Here is a 16,032-nt window from a genome sequence, read left to right on the forward strand (position 1 = left end):
AGCTGTCCTGCGCCCTACGCTGATCGGAAAGACCGTCTTATGAGTTCCCCCGCACCGAGCCCCACGGCCGCCAGTAACGGCCCTGCACGCACCTCGGAGCACGGCGCATCTTCGCCCGACCCCTATATGCCCGGCCATGGCACGAACGCGTACAAGGTCAGCCGCTACGAACTGGACCTTGACTACAAGCTCAGCAGTAACCGCCTGAACGGGCGCGCGGTCCTGAACGCCGTCACCCGGTACGCGACGGCGGCCCTTGTGCTGGACCTGACCGGGCTCCGGGCCACGAAGATCCAACTCAGCGGGCGCCGGGTAAAAAAGTTCAGCCAGCGCGCCGGGCAGTTGGTCATTGTGCCCGAGGCCGCACTGCCGGCGGGCGAGGAATTTACCCTCGACATCCGCTACGAAGGAAACCCTGGTCCCCGGCGCGGGTTCTGGGGCGAGGTGGGCTGGGAGGAACTCACCGACGGCGTCCTTGTGGCCGGCCAGCCGAACGGCGCCGCCTCTTGGTTCCCGTGCAACGACCACCCCGGTGACAAGGCCAGCTACCGGATCAGTGTGACCACCGACGCCAATTACCGGGCCGTGTGTAACGGCACCCTGATCTCCCACACCAGCAGGGCCAGCCGCGAGACCTGGGTCTACGAACAGGCCGAGCCCATGGCCACCTACCTGGCCACGGTCCAGATCGGCCGCTATGAGTTCCTCGCCCTGACCCCCTTCCCCGTGGACGGGCAGGTTCCGCAGTTCGCCGCCGTCCCGGCACTGTTGGTCGACACGGCCCGCGAAGGCCTGGCGAGGCAGCCTGAGATGATGCGCACCTTTGCCAGCTGTTTCGGGCCCTACCCTTTCCCGGAATACTCCGTGGTGGTGACCGAAGACGAGCTGGAAATACCGCTTGAAGCGCAGACGCTCTCCATTTTGGGCCGTAACCACCTGACGCAGGAGTGGGAATCCCAGCGGCTCATCGCCCACGAGCTCGCGCACCAGTGGTTCGGGAACTCCCTCACTGCCGCATCATGGTCGGACATCTGGCTCCACGAGGGCTTCGCCTGCTATGCGGAGTGGATCTGGTCGGAGGAGGCGGGCGTCCTGCCTGTCGCGAACCGGGCCTCCGCAGCCTGGCGGAAACTGGCCGCCGGCAGCCAGGACATCATCGTGGGCGACCCCGGGCCGGAGCTTATGTTTGATGACCGCGTCTACAAGCGGGGAGCATTGGCCCTGCATGCCCTGCGGGTCCGGTGCGGCGACCTGGCATTCTTTGCGTTGCTGCACGACTGGACGGATGCCCACCGTCACGGTTCAGTGTCCACGGCGGCCTTTATTCTCGCCGCGGACCGGGCCACCGGCCTGGACACCGAGGCGCTGCTGCACCCGTGGCTGCTTGAGGCCGCCCTTCCGCCGCTGCCGGTGCGCTGACGAGCAAGTGCGCTGACAACAACGTCGCTAGCTGCCGGTGCGCGAAACCGCGACGGCGGCGCGGAGGTTGTGCGGGAGGCCCGCCTCGCCGGCGGCCAGGTCCCGGATTTCCGGGCGGGACAGGACATCAAGGGTGTCCGGCGCCGTGGCGAGGCCGTCGCCGGTCATCTTGAGCCAGGCTTCTTTCCGAGCCCAGAGCCGCGCCCGCTCCTGAAGCAGCTGCGGCCCGGCCAGCCCGGCGAGGGCCGCGCGCTCGGCAGCGGTGAGGGCCACGCCGTCGAACCCCTCAAAGGCCACGCCCGACGGGTCCGCCAGGTCCACGCCGAGGGTGACCCCGGCAGGCGGATCCACCACTGCGCCCAACAGGATCCACCCGGAACTCCGGGACAGGCTCAGCGCGAGCGGCACCGGCTCTCCCCTGAGCGTATAGCCCGGCCTGCCGTGCGATAGCTCGGGGCCGGTCCCGCAGCGCGGGCAGCTGAAGTGGGTGGTGAGGTCCGACGCCGGGATGTCCAGCAGGTCTGCCGCGAACGTCCGCAGGGCTCGCCTGCCAGCCATGAAGACGGCCTGCGGGCCCGGCGCCAGGGCAGCCGCGCGGGCCAGCTCGGCAGGCCCCAGCGCTACTGGCTGGCGGCCCGCCGTCGGCTCCTGCCCGCCCGGAAACCCGGGAGGGCAGGACCGCAGGACCGGCACCGGCAAAGCCGGCGCCGCCACCTCTGGTGCAGGTCCTGCCATCCGGATCCGCGCTTAGCGCTGGACGGCGCCGAAGCGCTCTGCAGCCAGGGCCACAGCGCTTTCGCGCGCAGCCGAAGCCTCATCGGCCGTCAGCGTCCGGTCCGTTGCCCGGAAACGCAGCCCGAAGGCGAGCGATTTCCTGCCTTCTTCAATACCCTTGCCGGCGTAGACGTCGAAGAGCGCCACGTCCTCCAGCAGCTCGCCGGCGCCTTCGCGGAGGGCCTCGAGGACCTGGTCCGCGGGGATGTCCTGCGGCACCACCAGGGCAACGTCCTGGGTGGCTACCGGGAACGTGGAGATGTGGCGGGCCACAATCACGTCCGCGGCTGCCTCGAACAGGGCATCGGCGTTGAATTCCAGCGCCACCGAACGGGCGGGCATGTCGTGCGCGGCCAGGAGCTTCGGGTGCAGCTCGCCGGCGTAACCCACTACTTCACCGGTCCGCAGCGAGAGCTGCGCGGCACGGCCCGGGTGGAACGCCTGGTGCGCACCCTGGCTGACCACAACCTCCACACCCAGGACATCCCCGGCGAGCCGGGCAAAGTCAAGCGCGTCGGACCAGTCCCACAAGCGCGGCGTGTGGCCGGCGGCAGCGGGTGAATCGTGACCCGTGAGGACAGCGGCGACGTGCAGCGGCTGGTCCGGAACGCCGTCGTACAGTGCATCCAGTACCTCGTCGGAAGGCTTGACGCCCAGCGGCGGGATGGACGGCGTACCCACGGTCTCGCCCGGCAGGAAAACGAGGCCCGACTCGAAGAGCGCGAGGTCGCGGAACCCGCGGGAGTAATTCCGCTTGGCCACCTCGATCAGCCCGGGGAGGATGGACGTGCGGAGGAAGCCGTGTTCCTCGCTGATCGGGTTCGCCAGCTTGACCGCGCTCCGGGCCGCCCCCTGCTCGGCGACGCCGAACGTGTCGTTGGCCGCCTTGGAGACGAACGGGTAGGCCAGGACTTCGGTCAGACCGGCGTCAGCCAGTGACTGGATGAGCCGACGGCGCTGCTGCTGCACGCGGGTCAGGCCACGTCCCGGAGGGGCCACCGGAAGGGTAGCGGGGATGTTGTCGTAGCCCACCAGCCGCGCGATTTCCTCGGAGAGGTCTTCCTTGGTTTCCAGGTCGTTGCGCCAGCTGGGGGCGGTAACGGTCCAGCCGCCGTCGACTTTTTCCACCACGGCACCGAGGTCCACCAGCGAGGTGGTGATCTGCCCTTCGGTGAAATCGATGCCGATCCGTTGGGCGGCGAAGGCTGCCGGCAGCGCGATGGTCACAGCGTCCGGTGCGGTCCCGACGTCGGTCCCCGCCTGGTCAGCAACCCCGCCGGCAAGGCCCACCAGGAGGTCAACAACACGCTGCGCAGCGATATCCGCCACGTGCCAGTCGACGCCGCGCTCGAAGCGCTTGGACGCCTCGGACGGCAGCTTGTGCCGGCGGCGGGAACGGCCAATGGACACCTCGTCGAAGTGTGCGGCTTCCACCAGGACGTTCGACGTCGAATCGCTCACCTCGGTGGCTGCGCCGCCCATCACGCCGGCAATGCCGATCGCGCCGGAACCGTCGGTGATGAGGAGGTCCTCGACGTCGAGCGTGCGCTCCTTGTCGTCCAGGGTGGTGATCTTCTCCCCCGCCACGGCCCGGCGGACCACGATGTCGCCGGACAGTTTGTCCAGGTCATAGCAGTGCGTGGGCTGGCCAAGCTCGAGCATCACGTAGTTGGAGATGTCCACGGGCAGGGAGATGGAGCGGATCCCGGCAAGCCGCAGCCTTGAGGTCATCCACGGCGGCGTCGGCCTGGTCGCGTCGACGCCGCGGACGGTGCGGGCCACAAAACGGTCGCAGCCGGGCTTGCCGTAGATCGGAGCGTCGTCGTTGAGCTTCACGCCATAGCCGCCGGAGAGCTCAGCCGGGGCCTGGACCTTTGACGCGGGGTCTGTGAATCCCGTGCCGGTGGCGTGGGCGTATTCACGGGCCACACCACGGATGGAGAACGCGTAGCCGCGGTCCGGGGTCACGTTGATCTCGGCGGCCTGGTCATAGAGGCCCAGCAGTTCCATGGCGTCCGTGCCGATTTCCGGATCAAGCCCGATCCGGGACAGGACCAGGATGCCGTCGTGGTCCTCGCCGATGCCCAGCTCACGCACGGAGGCGATCATGCCGGCGGAAAGGTGGCCGTAGGTCTTCCGCGCGGAGATGTGGAAGTCGCCGGGCAGGACCGCGCCGGGCAGCGTGACTACTACCTTGTCGCCCTCCACGAAGTTGTGGGCACCGCAGATGATCCCCTGCACCCCGGACGGGTCGATGCCGTCTCCTGTGAGGGTCTGTTCCTGGCCTTCGGGGACAACCCGGACCTGGCACCAGTTGATGGTTTTGCCGTTGGTCTGGGGTTCCTTGACGATGCTCAGGACCTGGCCCACCACAACCGGACCCTGCAGGGTGTCCGTGGGGCGGTGGACCGCTTCTTCTTCAAAACCGACCTTGACCAGTTCGGCCATCACGTCTTCGGCCGTTGCTCCGGCCGGTACTGCTGCGAATTCACGCAGCCAGGAAAGTGGGATACGCACTGTTAGATCTCCATCCCGAAGTGCTCGCTGAAACGTACATCGCCTTCGATCATGTCGCGCATGTCGCCGACTTCATTGCGGAACATGAGCGCACGCTCGATGCCCATGCCAAATGCGAAACCGGAGTAGATGTCCGGGTCGATGCCCGCGGCGCGGAGGACGTTGGGGTTGATCATGCCGCAGCCGCCCCACTCGATCCAGCGCGGGCCGCCCTTGGCGCCCGGGTGCCAGATGTCCAGTTCGGCGGAGGGTTCGGTGAAGGGGAAGTAGTTCGGGCGCAGCCGGATGGACGCCTCGTCGCCGAACATCTGCCGGCCGAAGTGCTCCAGCGTGCCCAGGAGGTCGGCCATGCTCAGGTTCTTGTCGATGGCCAAGCCCTCGAACTGGTGGAACACGGGCGTGTGGGTGGCATCGAGCTCGTCGGTGCGGAATACCTTGCCGGGGCACAGCACGTAGATCGGAAGCTCGCGTTCCAGCATGGAACGGACCTGCACCGGGGAGGTGTGCGTCCGCATCACGAGGTGGGCCTCAGGCGGCTCCACGAAGAACGTGTCTTGCATTTCACGGGCCGGGTGGTCCGGCTTGAAGTTCAGGGCGTCGAAGTTGAACCACTCGGATTCCACTTCGGGGCCTTCGGCGATTTCCCAGCCCATGCCAACAAAGATGTCCGCCACGCGGTCCTGCAGCGTGGAGAGCGGGTGACGCGCTCCTGCCCGACGACGGCGGGGTGCGGCAGTGACGTCCACCGTCTCTTCCAGCAGGATCCGGGCGTCGTTTTGTGCTTCCAGCTCCGCGGTGCGGTCCGCGAGCGCCTTGTTGACCCGGCCCCGTGAGGAACCCATGAGTTTGCCGGCTATGGCTTTCTGGTCTTTCGGCAGTCCGCCGATCTCCCGGTTGGCCAGGCTGAGCGGTGACTTCTCACCGGTGTGCGCCAGCCTCACCGCCTTGAGTTCGTCAAGGGTGCCTGCGCCGGCAATGGCGGCGATGGCCTGGTCTACAGCGGCAGTGATGGCGGCTTCATCCGTAGGGTTCGGGATGGCGGCGCCCGGCAAAGTTTCAGTCATCTACTGTTCTTAGCTACGAGTCGGGGCTGCCGGTGAGGGGTGCAGCCGCGCGCGGTTACCCGGCAGCGCATCCGTCACTGGCAGGTCATTCCGTGAATCCATGCTTGCTGAATGCACTCGATGACCAGGTCAGGGCACACCGGTCAAAAACTGGCGGCCACTATCCTCCAGTCTAAGTGAAGGCTCCGGCTACCATGGCCTCATGACACAAGGGCAGGGCCTGTCAGCCGCGCAGCTGTTGACGCCGGGGCAGCGGGTACGACAGCTCGCCAACCTGGCCAACGGCACTACCCTGCTGGGCCTGGCCGTTGCCGCGGCTGCGGGAACCGCCGTCAGCAAAGGCCCCCGCGGACTGGTCATAGCGTCCGGCTACCGGTGGCGCATTCCGTTTGCGGGGGCCTTCACCCTGGGCAACGTGGTCATCTGCCGGATCCGGACTGAAGAACTGACGTCTAATCCGGCGCTCCTGGGGCATGAGGAAAAGCACTGCAGCCAGTACGCCTACTGCCTGGGGCTGCCCTTCCTTCCGCTGTATTTCCTGGCCGCCGGCTGGTCGCAGCTCCGGACGGGCAATCCGGCGTCGGCAAATTTCTTCGAACGGCAGGCCGGCCTGGCAGCCGGCGGTTACGTTGACATCAGGACACCCAAGCCGGCGCCCCATGGGGCCGGCGGAATCGAGGTCTGACAATGACGGGCGAACCCAACACCACGACAAGCAACAGGACCATCACCGTGACCGGAGCGGGGACGGCGGAGGCGCCACCTGACCTGCTGACGATTTCTGTGGGCGTCGAGTGCCGGCGGGACAGCGTGGGCGCCGCCTATGCGGATGCAGGAACAGCGTCCGCAGCTGTATCCGGTGCGCTCCGCCGGCACGGCGTGGCTGACGCGGACATCCGGACCTCCGGGCTGAACGTCCGGCCGGAGTTCGTCTGGCGCGACGGCGGGGGCCAGCAGGTGACCGGGTACGTGACCTCCAGTGTGCTCACCGTGCGCCTGCGGCAGGTGAGCGCGGCGTCCGCTGTCATAGCGGCCGCTGTAGATGCCGGCGGCGATGACGTGCGCCTGAACGGACTGGAACTTGGCTTCTCGGATGAGTCAGCCGTCGCTTCCCTCGCCCGGGACGCTGCATGGCAGGATGCCTCAGCCAAGGCCGAGCAGTTTGCATCCTTGGCGTCCGCGCGGCTTGGCGCGGTGATGTCCGTTGCCGAGCACCCAGATGCGCCCGGGCCCATCCCGGTGGCCCGGATCCAGCGCGCCGCCGCCAGCGAAGCCATCAGCGTGGAGGCGGGCCACGCGAGCATTAACGCCAGCGTCACCGTGGTGTGGGAATTGCTGGCCTGACGGTTCCCGCAGCCCGGCGCGCGGACTTCCGCGGCGTCCTGTCCTTGACTTAAGTTCGAACATACATTCGAATGGAGGACATGAGATGGGATGCACAAGCGCTGATGCCCCGGCCCGCCGATGACCTCGGAAGTGGCCCATCACCCGCCCTGCTCCCCCTTGCCGGGTTGGTCCGTTCTGTGACCACCCCCGAATTCGCTGGCATCACCTTCCATGAGGTCACCGCCAAATCGGTGCTCAATAAGGTGGTGGCCGGGTCGCGGATGCCGTTTGAGTGGACTGTGAACCCATACCGCGGCTGCAGCCATGCCTGTGTTTACTGTTTTGCGCGCAAGAGCCACACGTATCTCGACTTTGACGCCGGACTGGATTTCGACAGCCAGGTGGTGGTCAAGGTCAATGCGGCCGAAGTCCTCCGGAAGGAGCTGGCCAAACCGTCCTGGGGCCGTCACCAGGTGGCGCTTGGCACCAACACGGACCCCTACCAGCGGGCCGAGGGACGCTACGCGCTGATGCCGGGAATCATCACGGCGCTGGCTGACTCAGGCACGCCGTTGTCCATCCTCACGAAGGGGACGCTGCTGGCCCGGGACATTCCGCTCCTGAAGCGTGCTGCCGCCCAGGTGCCGGTAGGGGTGGGCATCTCCCTGGCCATGACGGATGAGGCACTCTCGGAAGCCGTGGAACCAGGCACGCCAGGGCCTCGGGCGCGGCTGAAGCTGGTCTCCCGCTTACGCGATGCCGGGCTCCCCTGCGGTGTTATGGCGATGCCCATCCTGCCGTGGCTCTCAGACAGCGATGAAGCCCTCGATTCCCTGTTCGCTGCGTTGGCCGCGGCCGGCGCCACCGGCGTCACAGCGGGCGCCCTCTACCTGAAGCCGGGAACACGCGAGTGGTTTATGCAGTGGATTGCCAAGAACCATCCGGAACTGGCTGGCCGCTACCGGCGCCTCTATGGCACAGGGTCCTACGCGTCCAAGGAATACCGCACCTGGCTCGCCGCAAAGGTGCGCCATTTCAAGCACCGGCACGGCTTCACCAGCGGCCACGGCTTCAGCCACCGTGACCTCGAAGACGATCCCCGTGGCGAGGAAGCCCAGTATCCGGCGGGGAGTATCCCGTCTACCGGCGTCGGCATACAGGAACGGCCGGCTGGGGAGTCCCAGCCGGCCGCCGCCGGGCCGCGTCAGCAGCCCACCCTGTTCTAGGGAAGGATTCCTAGCTGGCCGGAATGACCAGGCCCTTGTATTTCTCCTGCAGGAAGTCCTTCATGTCCTGCGAGGTCAGGATCTTGTAGAGCTTCTGGACCCGGGGATCGTCCTTCATCTCGGCTTTGACCGCCAGCACGTTGTAGTAGGCACTGTCTTTGCCTTCCACCAGCAGCTGCTTGTCCGCGCTCAATCCGGCAGGCAGTGCGAACGCCAGGGTCACAATGGCGGCGTCCTTGTCGTTGAGGGCCTGCGGGAGGCTGGCGTTCTCAATCTCGGTGAACTGGATGTTCTTCGGGTTGGCCGTGACATCCTTGAGCGCGATGGGGTTCTCGGTCACCTCGATCAGGCCCTTGGAGGCAAGCAGCTTGAGGGCCCGGGACTCGTTGGTGGGATCGTTCGGGATGGCGATGCTGGCGCCGTCGGGCAGGTCCTGCAACTCGGCGATGTCGTTCGAGTACAGGGCCATCGGCGGCAGGTAGACCTTGCCGACGCTGACCAGGTTTTTGCCGGAGGCCTTGTTGTAGGTCTCCAGGAACGTGGTGTTCTGGAAGAGGTTGGCATCAATGTCACCGTCGCTGACGGCGGGGTTCGGCGTGTTGTAGTCGCTGAACTCCTTGTACTCGACCGTCAGGCCTTCCGCCGCTGCAAGCTCGCGCTGGACGTGCTTGACCATGTCCCCGGCGGGGACGGCGAGGGCGCCCACCTTGATGGTGCTGGACGCATCAGAGGAGCTGCTGGAACCGCAGGCGGACAGAGCCAGGATGGCTGCGATACCTGCGGCGGCTGCTTTGAGGACATGTGTTCGGATCATGGGGATCTCTTACAGGATGGTGCCGGGTGATTTGGGGATGCGTCACTGAGGGAATACAGGGTGCTGTGGTCAGCGGTGGGAAAGCCTGCGTGCGGCGAAGTTCCCCAGGGACTGGAAGATCTGGACAAGCATGATAAGCAGGATGACAACGCCGAACATGTATTCGGGGCTGTAGCGCTGGTAGCCGTAACGGAAGGCAACGTCTCCCAGGCCTCCGCCGCCCACGGCCCCGACCATGGCAGAGTAGCCGATCAGTCCGACCACCGTGGTGGAAAGTCCGAGCGCCAGGGCAGGCACTGCCTCCGCAATCATGACCTTGGTCAGGATGGTCCAGCGGGTGGCGCCCAGCGACTGGGCAGCCTCCACCAGTCCAACGGGAACCTCGCGGATGCCTATTTCCACCAGTCTGGCGAAGAACGGGATGCCGGCAATCGTCAAGGGGACGATCGCTGCTGTGGGGCCAATGAAGGACCCGGCGATGAGCCGTGTGAACGGGATCAGCAGGATCATCAGGATGATGAATGGAATGGAGCGTCCAATGTTCACCAGCAGGTCCCGGACCCGGTTCAGCACGAGGCCCAGCGCCCGGCTGCCAAACGGCCGGGACAGCAGTCCGCCGGATTCCGTGGTCACCAGCAGCACACCGGCGGCCAGCCCGAACAGGACGGTGAACAGCAGGCTCACGCCCACGGTGTAGAAAGTTTCCCCGGTGCCCTTGAGGATCGTCTCAAACCAGTCGGCCCAGAAGTACGGATCATTGCGGTCAATCACTTGACTACCTCCACAAAAAGTCCCTGCGACCTAAGGTCGGCTATGGCCGCGTCCACGACGTGCCTCTCGCCCGGGAGTTCCAGCCTGGTCCGGCCGGTCTGGTGTCCGTGGATCGTTTCGAGCGCGGCGCCGAGGATGCCGACGTCGATGCCGTGTGTGCGCGCCAGCTGGGCGATGACAGGGCGGTCCGCGGTCACACCGGTGAAGGTGATCTCCACAATGGTGTTCGTGGTTTCGGGGATCTCACCGAGGGGAAACAGCGCGTGGCCGAGCAGGGACTTTTCCGTAGTCAGCAACTGCTCCACCGATCCCTGCTCCAGGATTTGTCCCTGGCTCATCACCGCGGCGGAGTCGCAGATCCGCTTCACAACGTCCATTTCGTGGGTGATCAGCAGCACCGTCAATCCGAGGTCATTGCTGAGCTGCCGGATCAGGTCCAGGATCTGCATCGTTGTTTCAGGGTCCAGGGCCGAGGTGGCCTCATCACGGAGCAGGACCGACGGGCTGGACGCCAGGGCGCGGGCGATGCCCACGCGCTGCTTCTGGCCGCCGGACAGCTGCGCGGGATAGGCGGAGGCCTTTCCGTGAAGGCCTACAAGCTCCAGGATTTCCAGCGCACGCGTACGGCGTTGCCCGCGGCTGGCACCGGTGATTTCCAGTGACAGCTCCACGTTCGCCTGGACCGTGCGGCTGCTGAGCAGGTTGAAGTGCTGGAAAATCATGCCGATGTTGTGCCGGGCCGCGCGAAGTTCCGCCCCTTCCAGGGTGGTCATCTCACGGCCGTCAACGGTGACGTTGCCGGTATCGGGACGCTCCAGCGAATTGATGGCGCGGATCAGGGTGCTCTTGCCGGCACCGCTCTGGCCCACCACGCCGAAGATCTCACCGTGGCGGACGGTCAGTGAGACATCGTGCAGCGTTCTGCCAACTCACAAAACCGGGCCCAAATCCGAACATAAGCCGCATTTCGGGGCGTCGGGGCGTCCCAAAATTCAGCGAAGAGGGGCTGAGCCCACAGGCGTGCCCAGTGATTCAAGAAGTGCCCGGACAATCGGGAAGTCGGCGGGGATCCACGGAAGACTGAGAGCTTCATCACGATTCGTGGTGCTGATCCATCTCAGCTGGTCATGGTCTTCGAGCGGCTGGGGATCTCCGTCGGAAATCTCCGCGAACCACACCCGCATGCTGGCCCGCTCGTTCAGCCGCCAGCCAGCTGCCGCCCCGGAGGGGAGTTCCGGCCCCAGACGGACCTCTACGCCCAGTTCTTCCCTGAGTTCCCGGTGCAGCGCGGCCTCGCATTCCTCCCCGGCGTCCACTTTCCCGCCGGGAAATTCCCAGAGCCCAGCGAACTGCTCGGGAGCAGTCCGCCTGGCCACCAGCATGCGGGCAGGGTTCGCCAACGAGTCCACTATTGCTCCGCCAACTACCTGTATCAGTCCACTCACCGCCCCAGTCTATGAGGGAGAATGGTTTGCGGACCCTCCCCCAGCATCCCCCTTTGAAAAGCAGGCCCATGAGCAGCGTCGTCCAAACCTCCACCGCATCCAAGACGAAGTCTCCACACGTTGGCGCAGCGATTTTCGCACTGGCAATGGGCGGCGTCGGAATCGGTGTCACGGAGTTCACCATGATGGGCCTGCTGAAAGAGGTGGAACAAGGACTCGGCATCAGCACCCCGGAGGCCGGACACCTCATTTCCGCCTACGCCCTCGGAGTTGTGGTGGGCGCGCCGCTGCTCGCCGCAGTCGGTGCCAAACTGCCACGCAAATACCTCGCACTGGGCCTCATGCTGTTCTTCACGCTGGCCAACCTGACGTCCTATGTTGCTCCCGATTACGGGAGCATGCTGGTTTCCCGGTTTGCGGCCGGGCTGCCGCACGGTGCATTCTTCGGGGTCGCGGCTGTGATCGCCGCCTCTCTGGTTTCCCCCACGCGTCGGGGTTGGGCCATCTCCATGGTGATGGCGGGCCTCTCCGTTTCGAACGTTATCGGCGTGCCCGCGGCCACCTGGGTGGGCCAGACCTTCGGCTGGCGGCTGCTGTTCCTCCTCGTAGGAGGCATTGGCATGCTGACACTGGTGCTGCTGTGGCGCTATGTCCCATACCAGGCCCCCCATCCTGACGCGAGCATCCACCGCGAACTCGGTGCGCTCAAGCGGCTCCAGGTGTGGCTGGCCATCCTGATCGGCATCGTGGGTTTTGGTGGCTTCTTCGCGACCTACACCTACATTGCGCACACCATGACCCTGGTGGCCGGGATTCCGGGATCGCTGTTGCCCATTGTGGTGGCACTCTACGGACTGGGCATGGTGGCCGGAACAGTCGTCGGCGGCAGGCTGGCCGACAAGTCCGTGATGGGGACGCTGTACTGGGTCCTGCCCGGGATCGCCGTCGCACTGGTGGTCTACGCGGTGGCTGTGCACTGGCCCTGGTCAGCCCTGGTGATGGTTTTTGTGGTGGGAGCGTCCGGCTCCATGCTGATCCCGGCCCTGCAGACCCGTTTGTTGGATGCGTCGCCGGACGCCCCCTCCCTGGCTTCTTCGCTGAACCACGCCGCGCTTAACGTTGCCAATGCCCTAGGCGCCTTCCTGGGCGGCCTAGTGATCGCCTGGGGCTGGGGCTTCGTGGCACCCGCGCTCGTGGGCGCCGTGTTGGCAGTCCTGGGCTTTGGCATCGCGCTGACCAGCGGCGTCCTGGAACGCAAAAAGCCGCTGGCCGCCTGATCCTGGGAACGGGCGGGCAGCGGCTTCACCGAAGCATTCGGTGCGCTGAGGAAGGAACGTCAGGCCTGCGCGTCCTGAGCCCCGGCCTCCGCGGCTAGCTGGCCGGCATTGGCAACCTGACCGGCGCCTGGGACTTCGTCCGTGCGACTGTCCTCGCGGTGCAGATCCGGTTCGAGGTAGATCACCCGGGCCATCGGAACGGCCGTGCGGATTCGGGACTCGGCACCATCAATCGCGGCGGCGATGTCCCGGCCGGTTTCTGCGGCACCCACGGAGATCTTGGCGGCCACCAGCAGCTCCTCCGGTCCGAGGTGAAGGGTCTTGAGGTGGATAATCCGGTTGTATCCCCCAGCCTCGATGGCCTCACTGATGCGGGCCACGTCATCCCTGGTGGCGGACTCGCCCAGCAGCAGGGACTTGGTTTCGATAGCCAGCACCACGGCGATGGCCACGAGCAGCAGGCCGATCATGCCGGTACCCGCGGCGTCCCAGATCCCGTTGCCGGTGACGAGGGTCATGCTCACACCCACGAGCGCGAACACAAGGCCAAGAAGCGCCCCGAGGTCTTCCAGCAGGATGACCGGCAGCTCCGGCTGCTTGGCCGTGCGCACAAAACTCACCCAGCCCTGCTTGCCGCGGACGTGGTTGGATTCGATGATGGCCGTCCGGAACGAGAAAGACTCAGCAACAATGGCGCCGATCAGCACCGCCAAAGGAACCCACCAGAAGTCGCCTTCGATGGCGTGCGGGTGCTGCAGCTTCTCCCACGCTTCGAACAGTGCAAAAAGCCCGCCCACGCTGAAGAGCACGATCGAGACGATAAAGGCGTAAATGTAGCGTTCACGGCCATACCCGAACGGGTGCTCCGGGCTAGCTGCCTTCCTGGCGCGCTTGCCGCCGATCAGGAGCAGCAGTTGATTGCCGGAGTCGGCAATCGAGTGGATGGCTTCGGCCAGCATCGACGAGGAAGCCGTCAGAAAAAAGGCCACGAATTTCAGGACGGCGATGGTCAGGTTTGCGGCTAGGGCCGCGACGATCGCCTTGGTACCGCCATTTGCAGCCACGGAGGCTTTTCCTCTTCACAGGTTTCAAGAACAAGCAGGGATATTCGCGGTGCCGCAGTCGGCTCCGCCCACGAATACCGTACCTTTTCGGGTGCAGAAGACGCACTTCTGACATGCACTAAGCCTGCTGACATCGGAGGGGCCGTATGTTAGCTTGAACACTAATCGGGACGTTCAATCCCGACGAATATGAAGGAGGAGACATGGGTTTTCTTGCTTGGATTATTCTCGGCCTCATCGTAGGGGCCATCGTTAAAGCCGTTATGCCGGGCAAAGTCGGCGGCGGCTGGGTGACGAGTCTCGTGCTCGGCGTTGTCGGCGCGATTGTAGGCGGCTGGATTGGCAGCCTCCTGTTCGGCAAGGGTGACCTTGCCTTCTTTGATCTGGGTACCTGGATCCTGGCCATCGTAGGCGGCCTGGTAGTTGCCGGCGTCTACGGCGCCATCACAGGACGCAGCAAGAGCACACGGGCGCCCTGATACCCCTACCTCATCTGATTCATACAGCAAGGGCCCCGGAGAACTTCCGGGGCCCTGCCTTTTAAGTCACGTATTCAGTCACGCTTTCTGGGACCTGGCACTCGCGTAGAGGCACACCGTTGCCGCCGTGCCGAGGTTCAAGCTTTCGGCTGCGCCGTAAACCGGCACGGCCACCCGGTGATCGGCCAAGGCCAGTTCATCTTCGGCGAGCCCCTGCGCTTCGTTTCCGAACAGCCACGCTGTGGGACCCTCCAGGGCAAACAGCGATTCGACGCCAGGGCCTGCGATCCGGCGGGCGGCGTTTTCGTCCTGGAGCGTATCCAGGTTGACGTCACCGTCACCGTCAGCGGCCAGTATGCCAATCCCCCGCGCACGGCAGGCGGCTGCCACTTCCGCGATATCGGCACCCAGGACCACGGGCAGATGGAACAGGGAACCGGCGGTGGAACGGACGGCCTTGGGGTTATAGATGTCAACGCTGGAAGAGGTCAGGATGACGGCGTCCGCCCCGGCCGCGTCAGCAGCCCGGAGTACAGTGCCGGCGTTGCCGGGGTCCCGGACCTGACACAGCACTGCAAGCAGCCGAGGGCCGGCGTCGAGGACCTGCTCAAGGCTCACGTCCAGGAAACCGCAGACCGCGAGAATGCCCTGCGGGGTAACCGTGTCCGCCATCGCGGCCAGCACTTCGTCGGTAGTGAGGTATGCGTCAATGCCCTCCGCGAGAGCCTCCAGGTCCGGGTGCCGGTCGAGGCAGGCCTCGCTCGCGTACACCTCATAGACGACGCCGGGCTCGCCCGCTGCAATCCTTTTCTGGTGCAGGGTGAGGGCCTCACGGACAGCTTGGGGACCCTCCGCCAGAAACTCGCTGCGCTTTAAACGGGCCGGGCGCCCGGCAAGCTGTGCCACCTTCCTCACCCGATCAGCTCGGGGGTTGGAGAGTGGAAAGTCTTGCGGGCGCCCGGTTTCGTTCATATAAGAACCTTAGTGGCTTCAGCCACCAGTCCTCGAACTGGCGTGGGTGCTACTTGGCAGCCACGTCAGCGGCAGGCTTTGCAGCCTTGGCCTTGGGTGCCTTGGCAGCCTTGGGGGCTGCGGCTTCGACGGCCGGAGCGGACGTGTCGGCAGGCAGGGAATCCTTGGCGATCTTCACCAGCGCGGCGAATGCGTTCGCATCCGAAACGGCCAGCTCAGCAAGCATACGGCGGTCAACCTCGACCTCAGCGGCCTTCAGGCCCTGGATCAAACGGTTGTAAGTCAGGCCGTTGGCGCGGGATGCAGCATTGATGCGCTGGATCCACAGGCGGCGGAAGTCGCCCTTCTTCTTCTTGCGGTCGCCGTAGCTGTACACAAACGAGTGCAGCAGCTGCTCTTTAGCCTTGCGGTACAGGCGTGAACGCTGTCCACGGTAGCCCTTTGCGCGTTCAAGGATAACCCGGCGCTTCTTGTGGGCGTTGACCGCCCTCTTCACACGTGCCACGTGCGTACTCCTTCGAAAATTCTGATCCCAAGCATCTACTGCCGGAACAACCGGCTGGCCTGAGAAGCCTTTTTGGTAGTTGACTGCTGCCAGGTGGCATCAGTCAGAGAACTTGGAACTTAGATGCCGAGCATCTTCCGGATGACCTTAGCGTCACCCTTGAAGACAATCTTGTCGCCGGCGAGGCGACGAGTCAGCCTGGAGGACTTGTGCTCAAGGTAGTGGCGGCGGTTGGCCTGCTGGCGGCGCAGCTTGCCGCTGCCGGTCAGCTTGAAGCGCTTCTTAGCACCACTGTGGGTCTTCATCTTCGGCATGGGAACCGATCTCCTTACGTGTCCACAGACATTGTCTGCAGTTCTTTCGAGCAGCCGCCCCTGCA

At 65.3% G+C, this 16,032-nt stretch carries 17 protein-coding genes; 6 read left to right on the forward strand and 11 right to left on the reverse strand.

Annotated features, from left to right (window positions below):
• Window positions 1-39: 39 nt before the first annotated feature.
• Window positions 40-1,419, forward strand: a complete 1,380-nt coding sequence (locus ACX80V_RS10525) for a M1 family metallopeptidase (RefSeq protein WP_485843088.1) — start codon at window positions 40-42, stop codon at window positions 1,417-1,419.
• Window positions 1,420-1,446: 27 nt separating this feature from the next.
• Here ACX80V_RS10525 and ACX80V_RS10530 read toward each other — a convergent pair whose 3' ends face one another.
• From ACX80V_RS10530 to pheS, 3 genes are read right to left on the reverse strand one after another with little or no spacing between them, the layout of a single operon-like run.
• On the reverse strand, window positions 1,447-2,154 hold the full coding sequence (locus ACX80V_RS10530; protein WP_485843089.1) for a 4'-phosphopantetheinyl transferase family protein: 708 nt from the start codon (window positions 2,152-2,154) through the stop codon (window positions 1,447-1,449).
• Between the two features lie 12 nt (window positions 2,155-2,166).
• The gene (gene pheT, locus ACX80V_RS10535; protein ID WP_485843090.1) at window positions 2,167-4,710 is read right to left on the reverse strand and encodes a phenylalanine--tRNA ligase subunit beta; all 2,544 of its coding nucleotides are present in this window, start codon (window positions 4,708-4,710) and stop codon (window positions 2,167-2,169) included.
• A 2-nt stretch (window positions 4,711-4,712) separates the two neighbouring features.
• A complete protein-coding gene (gene pheS / locus ACX80V_RS10540) occupies window positions 4,713-5,774 on the reverse strand; it encodes a phenylalanine--tRNA ligase subunit alpha (RefSeq protein ID WP_485843091.1) in 1,062 nt (353 codons plus the stop codon).
• A gap of 202 nt (window positions 5,775-5,976) precedes the next feature.
• Between pheS and ACX80V_RS10545 the strand changes: the two genes are divergently transcribed.
• From ACX80V_RS10545 to ACX80V_RS10555, 3 genes are all read left to right on the forward strand, one after another.
• Entirely contained in the window at window positions 5,977-6,459 is a 483-nt protein-coding gene (locus ACX80V_RS10545; RefSeq protein ID WP_485843092.1) for a hypothetical protein, read from the forward strand.
• A 2-nt stretch (window positions 6,460-6,461) separates the two neighbouring features.
• Complete coding sequence (locus ACX80V_RS10550) at window positions 6,462-7,118, forward strand: SIMPL domain-containing protein (RefSeq protein WP_485843093.1); 657 nt, start codon at window positions 6,462-6,464, stop codon at window positions 7,116-7,118.
• An 80-nt stretch (window positions 7,119-7,198) separates the two neighbouring features.
• Window positions 7,199-8,326, forward strand: coding sequence for an Rv2578c family radical SAM protein (locus ACX80V_RS10555; RefSeq protein WP_485843094.1), 1,128 nt, complete (start codon window positions 7,199-7,201; stop codon window positions 8,324-8,326).
• A gap of 10 nt (window positions 8,327-8,336) precedes the next feature.
• Here ACX80V_RS10555 and ACX80V_RS10560 read toward each other — a convergent pair whose 3' ends face one another.
• The 4 genes from ACX80V_RS10560 to ACX80V_RS10575 form a co-directional block, all read right to left on the reverse strand.
• Complete coding sequence (locus tag ACX80V_RS10560) at window positions 8,337-9,140, reverse strand: MetQ/NlpA family ABC transporter substrate-binding protein (protein ID WP_485843095.1); 804 nt, start codon at window positions 9,138-9,140, stop codon at window positions 8,337-8,339.
• 69 nt (window positions 9,141-9,209) lie between these two features.
• Window positions 9,210-9,911 carry a methionine ABC transporter permease gene (locus ACX80V_RS10565; RefSeq protein WP_485843096.1) on the reverse strand — a complete coding sequence of 234 codons (702 nt, stop codon included), beginning with the start codon at window positions 9,909-9,911 and terminating at the stop codon, window positions 9,210-9,212.
• A complete protein-coding gene (locus tag ACX80V_RS10570; RefSeq protein WP_485843205.1) occupies window positions 9,908-10,828 on the reverse strand; it encodes a methionine ABC transporter ATP-binding protein in 921 nt (306 codons plus the stop codon). Before ACX80V_RS10570 ends, ACX80V_RS10565 begins: the two co-directional genes overlap by 4 nt.
• A gap of 75 nt (window positions 10,829-10,903) precedes the next feature.
• Window positions 10,904-11,356, reverse strand: coding sequence for a (deoxy)nucleoside triphosphate pyrophosphohydrolase (locus ACX80V_RS10575; RefSeq protein ID WP_058929454.1), 453 nt, complete (start codon window positions 11,354-11,356; stop codon window positions 10,904-10,906).
• A 68-nt stretch (window positions 11,357-11,424) separates the two neighbouring features.
• On the opposite strand from ACX80V_RS10575, the gene ACX80V_RS10580 reads away from it, so the two are divergent.
• The gene (locus ACX80V_RS10580) at window positions 11,425-12,633 is read left to right on the forward strand and encodes an MFS transporter (protein ID WP_485843097.1); all 1,209 of its coding nucleotides are present in this window, start codon (window positions 11,425-11,427) and stop codon (window positions 12,631-12,633) included.
• Between the two features lie 59 nt (window positions 12,634-12,692).
• Here ACX80V_RS10580 and ACX80V_RS10585 read toward each other — a convergent pair whose 3' ends face one another.
• Window positions 12,693-13,697: a cation diffusion facilitator family transporter gene (locus ACX80V_RS10585; RefSeq protein WP_485843098.1), complete on the reverse strand. Its 1,005-nt coding sequence runs from the start codon at window positions 13,695-13,697 to the stop codon at window positions 12,693-12,695.
• A gap of 203 nt (window positions 13,698-13,900) precedes the next feature.
• Here ACX80V_RS10585 and ACX80V_RS10590 point away from each other — a divergent pair, with 203 nt between their 5' ends.
• A complete protein-coding gene (locus ACX80V_RS10590) occupies window positions 13,901-14,176 on the forward strand; it encodes a GlsB/YeaQ/YmgE family stress response membrane protein (protein ID WP_056342958.1) in 276 nt (91 codons plus the stop codon).
• A gap of 78 nt (window positions 14,177-14,254) precedes the next feature.
• On the opposite strand, the gene ACX80V_RS10595 is transcribed toward ACX80V_RS10590, so the two are convergent.
• The 3 genes from ACX80V_RS10595 to rpmI form a co-directional block, all read right to left on the reverse strand.
• Window positions 14,255-15,148: a TrmH family RNA methyltransferase gene (locus ACX80V_RS10595; RefSeq protein WP_058929456.1), complete on the reverse strand. Its 894-nt coding sequence runs from the start codon at window positions 15,146-15,148 to the stop codon at window positions 14,255-14,257.
• Window positions 15,149-15,197: 49 nt separating this feature from the next.
• Complete coding sequence (rplT, locus tag ACX80V_RS10600; RefSeq protein ID WP_056342954.1) at window positions 15,198-15,653, reverse strand: 50S ribosomal protein L20; 456 nt, start codon at window positions 15,651-15,653, stop codon at window positions 15,198-15,200.
• Between the two features lie 119 nt (window positions 15,654-15,772).
• A complete protein-coding gene (gene rpmI / locus ACX80V_RS10605; protein ID WP_009358635.1) occupies window positions 15,773-15,967 on the reverse strand; it encodes a 50S ribosomal protein L35 in 195 nt (64 codons plus the stop codon).
• Between the last annotated feature and the right edge of the window lie 65 nt (window positions 15,968-16,032).

The organism is Pseudarthrobacter arbutini, from assembly GCF_054510915.1.

Coding starts and splice junctions, on each gene's coding strand:
- ACX80V_RS10525 (WP_485843088.1), top strand. CDS start 40: ATGAGTTCCCCCGCACCGAGCCCCACGGCCGCCAGTAACGGCCCTGCA.
- ACX80V_RS10530 (WP_485843089.1), bottom strand. CDS start 2,154: ATGGCAGGACCTGCACCAGAGGTGGCGGCGCCGGCTTTGCCGGTGCCG.
- pheS (WP_485843091.1), bottom strand. CDS start 5,774: ATGACTGAAACTTTGCCGGGCGCCGCCATCCCGAACCCTACGGATGAA.
- ACX80V_RS10545 (WP_485843092.1), top strand. CDS start 5,977: ATGACACAAGGGCAGGGCCTGTCAGCCGCGCAGCTGTTGACGCCGGGG.
- ACX80V_RS10550 (WP_485843093.1), top strand. CDS start 6,462: ATGACGGGCGAACCCAACACCACGACAAGCAACAGGACCATCACCGTG.
- ACX80V_RS10555 (WP_485843094.1), top strand. CDS start 7,199: ATGAGATGGGATGCACAAGCGCTGATGCCCCGGCCCGCCGATGACCTC.
- ACX80V_RS10560 (WP_485843095.1), bottom strand. CDS start 9,140: ATGATCCGAACACATGTCCTCAAAGCAGCCGCCGCAGGTATCGCAGCC.
- ACX80V_RS10580 (WP_485843097.1), top strand. CDS start 11,425: ATGAGCAGCGTCGTCCAAACCTCCACCGCATCCAAGACGAAGTCTCCA.
- ACX80V_RS10590 (WP_056342958.1), top strand. CDS start 13,901: ATGGGTTTTCTTGCTTGGATTATTCTCGGCCTCATCGTAGGGGCCATC.
- ACX80V_RS10595 (WP_058929456.1), bottom strand. CDS start 15,148: ATGAACGAAACCGGGCGCCCGCAAGACTTTCCACTCTCCAACCCCCGA.
- rpmI (WP_009358635.1), bottom strand. CDS start 15,967: ATGCCGAAGATGAAGACCCACAGTGGTGCTAAGAAGCGCTTCAAGCTG.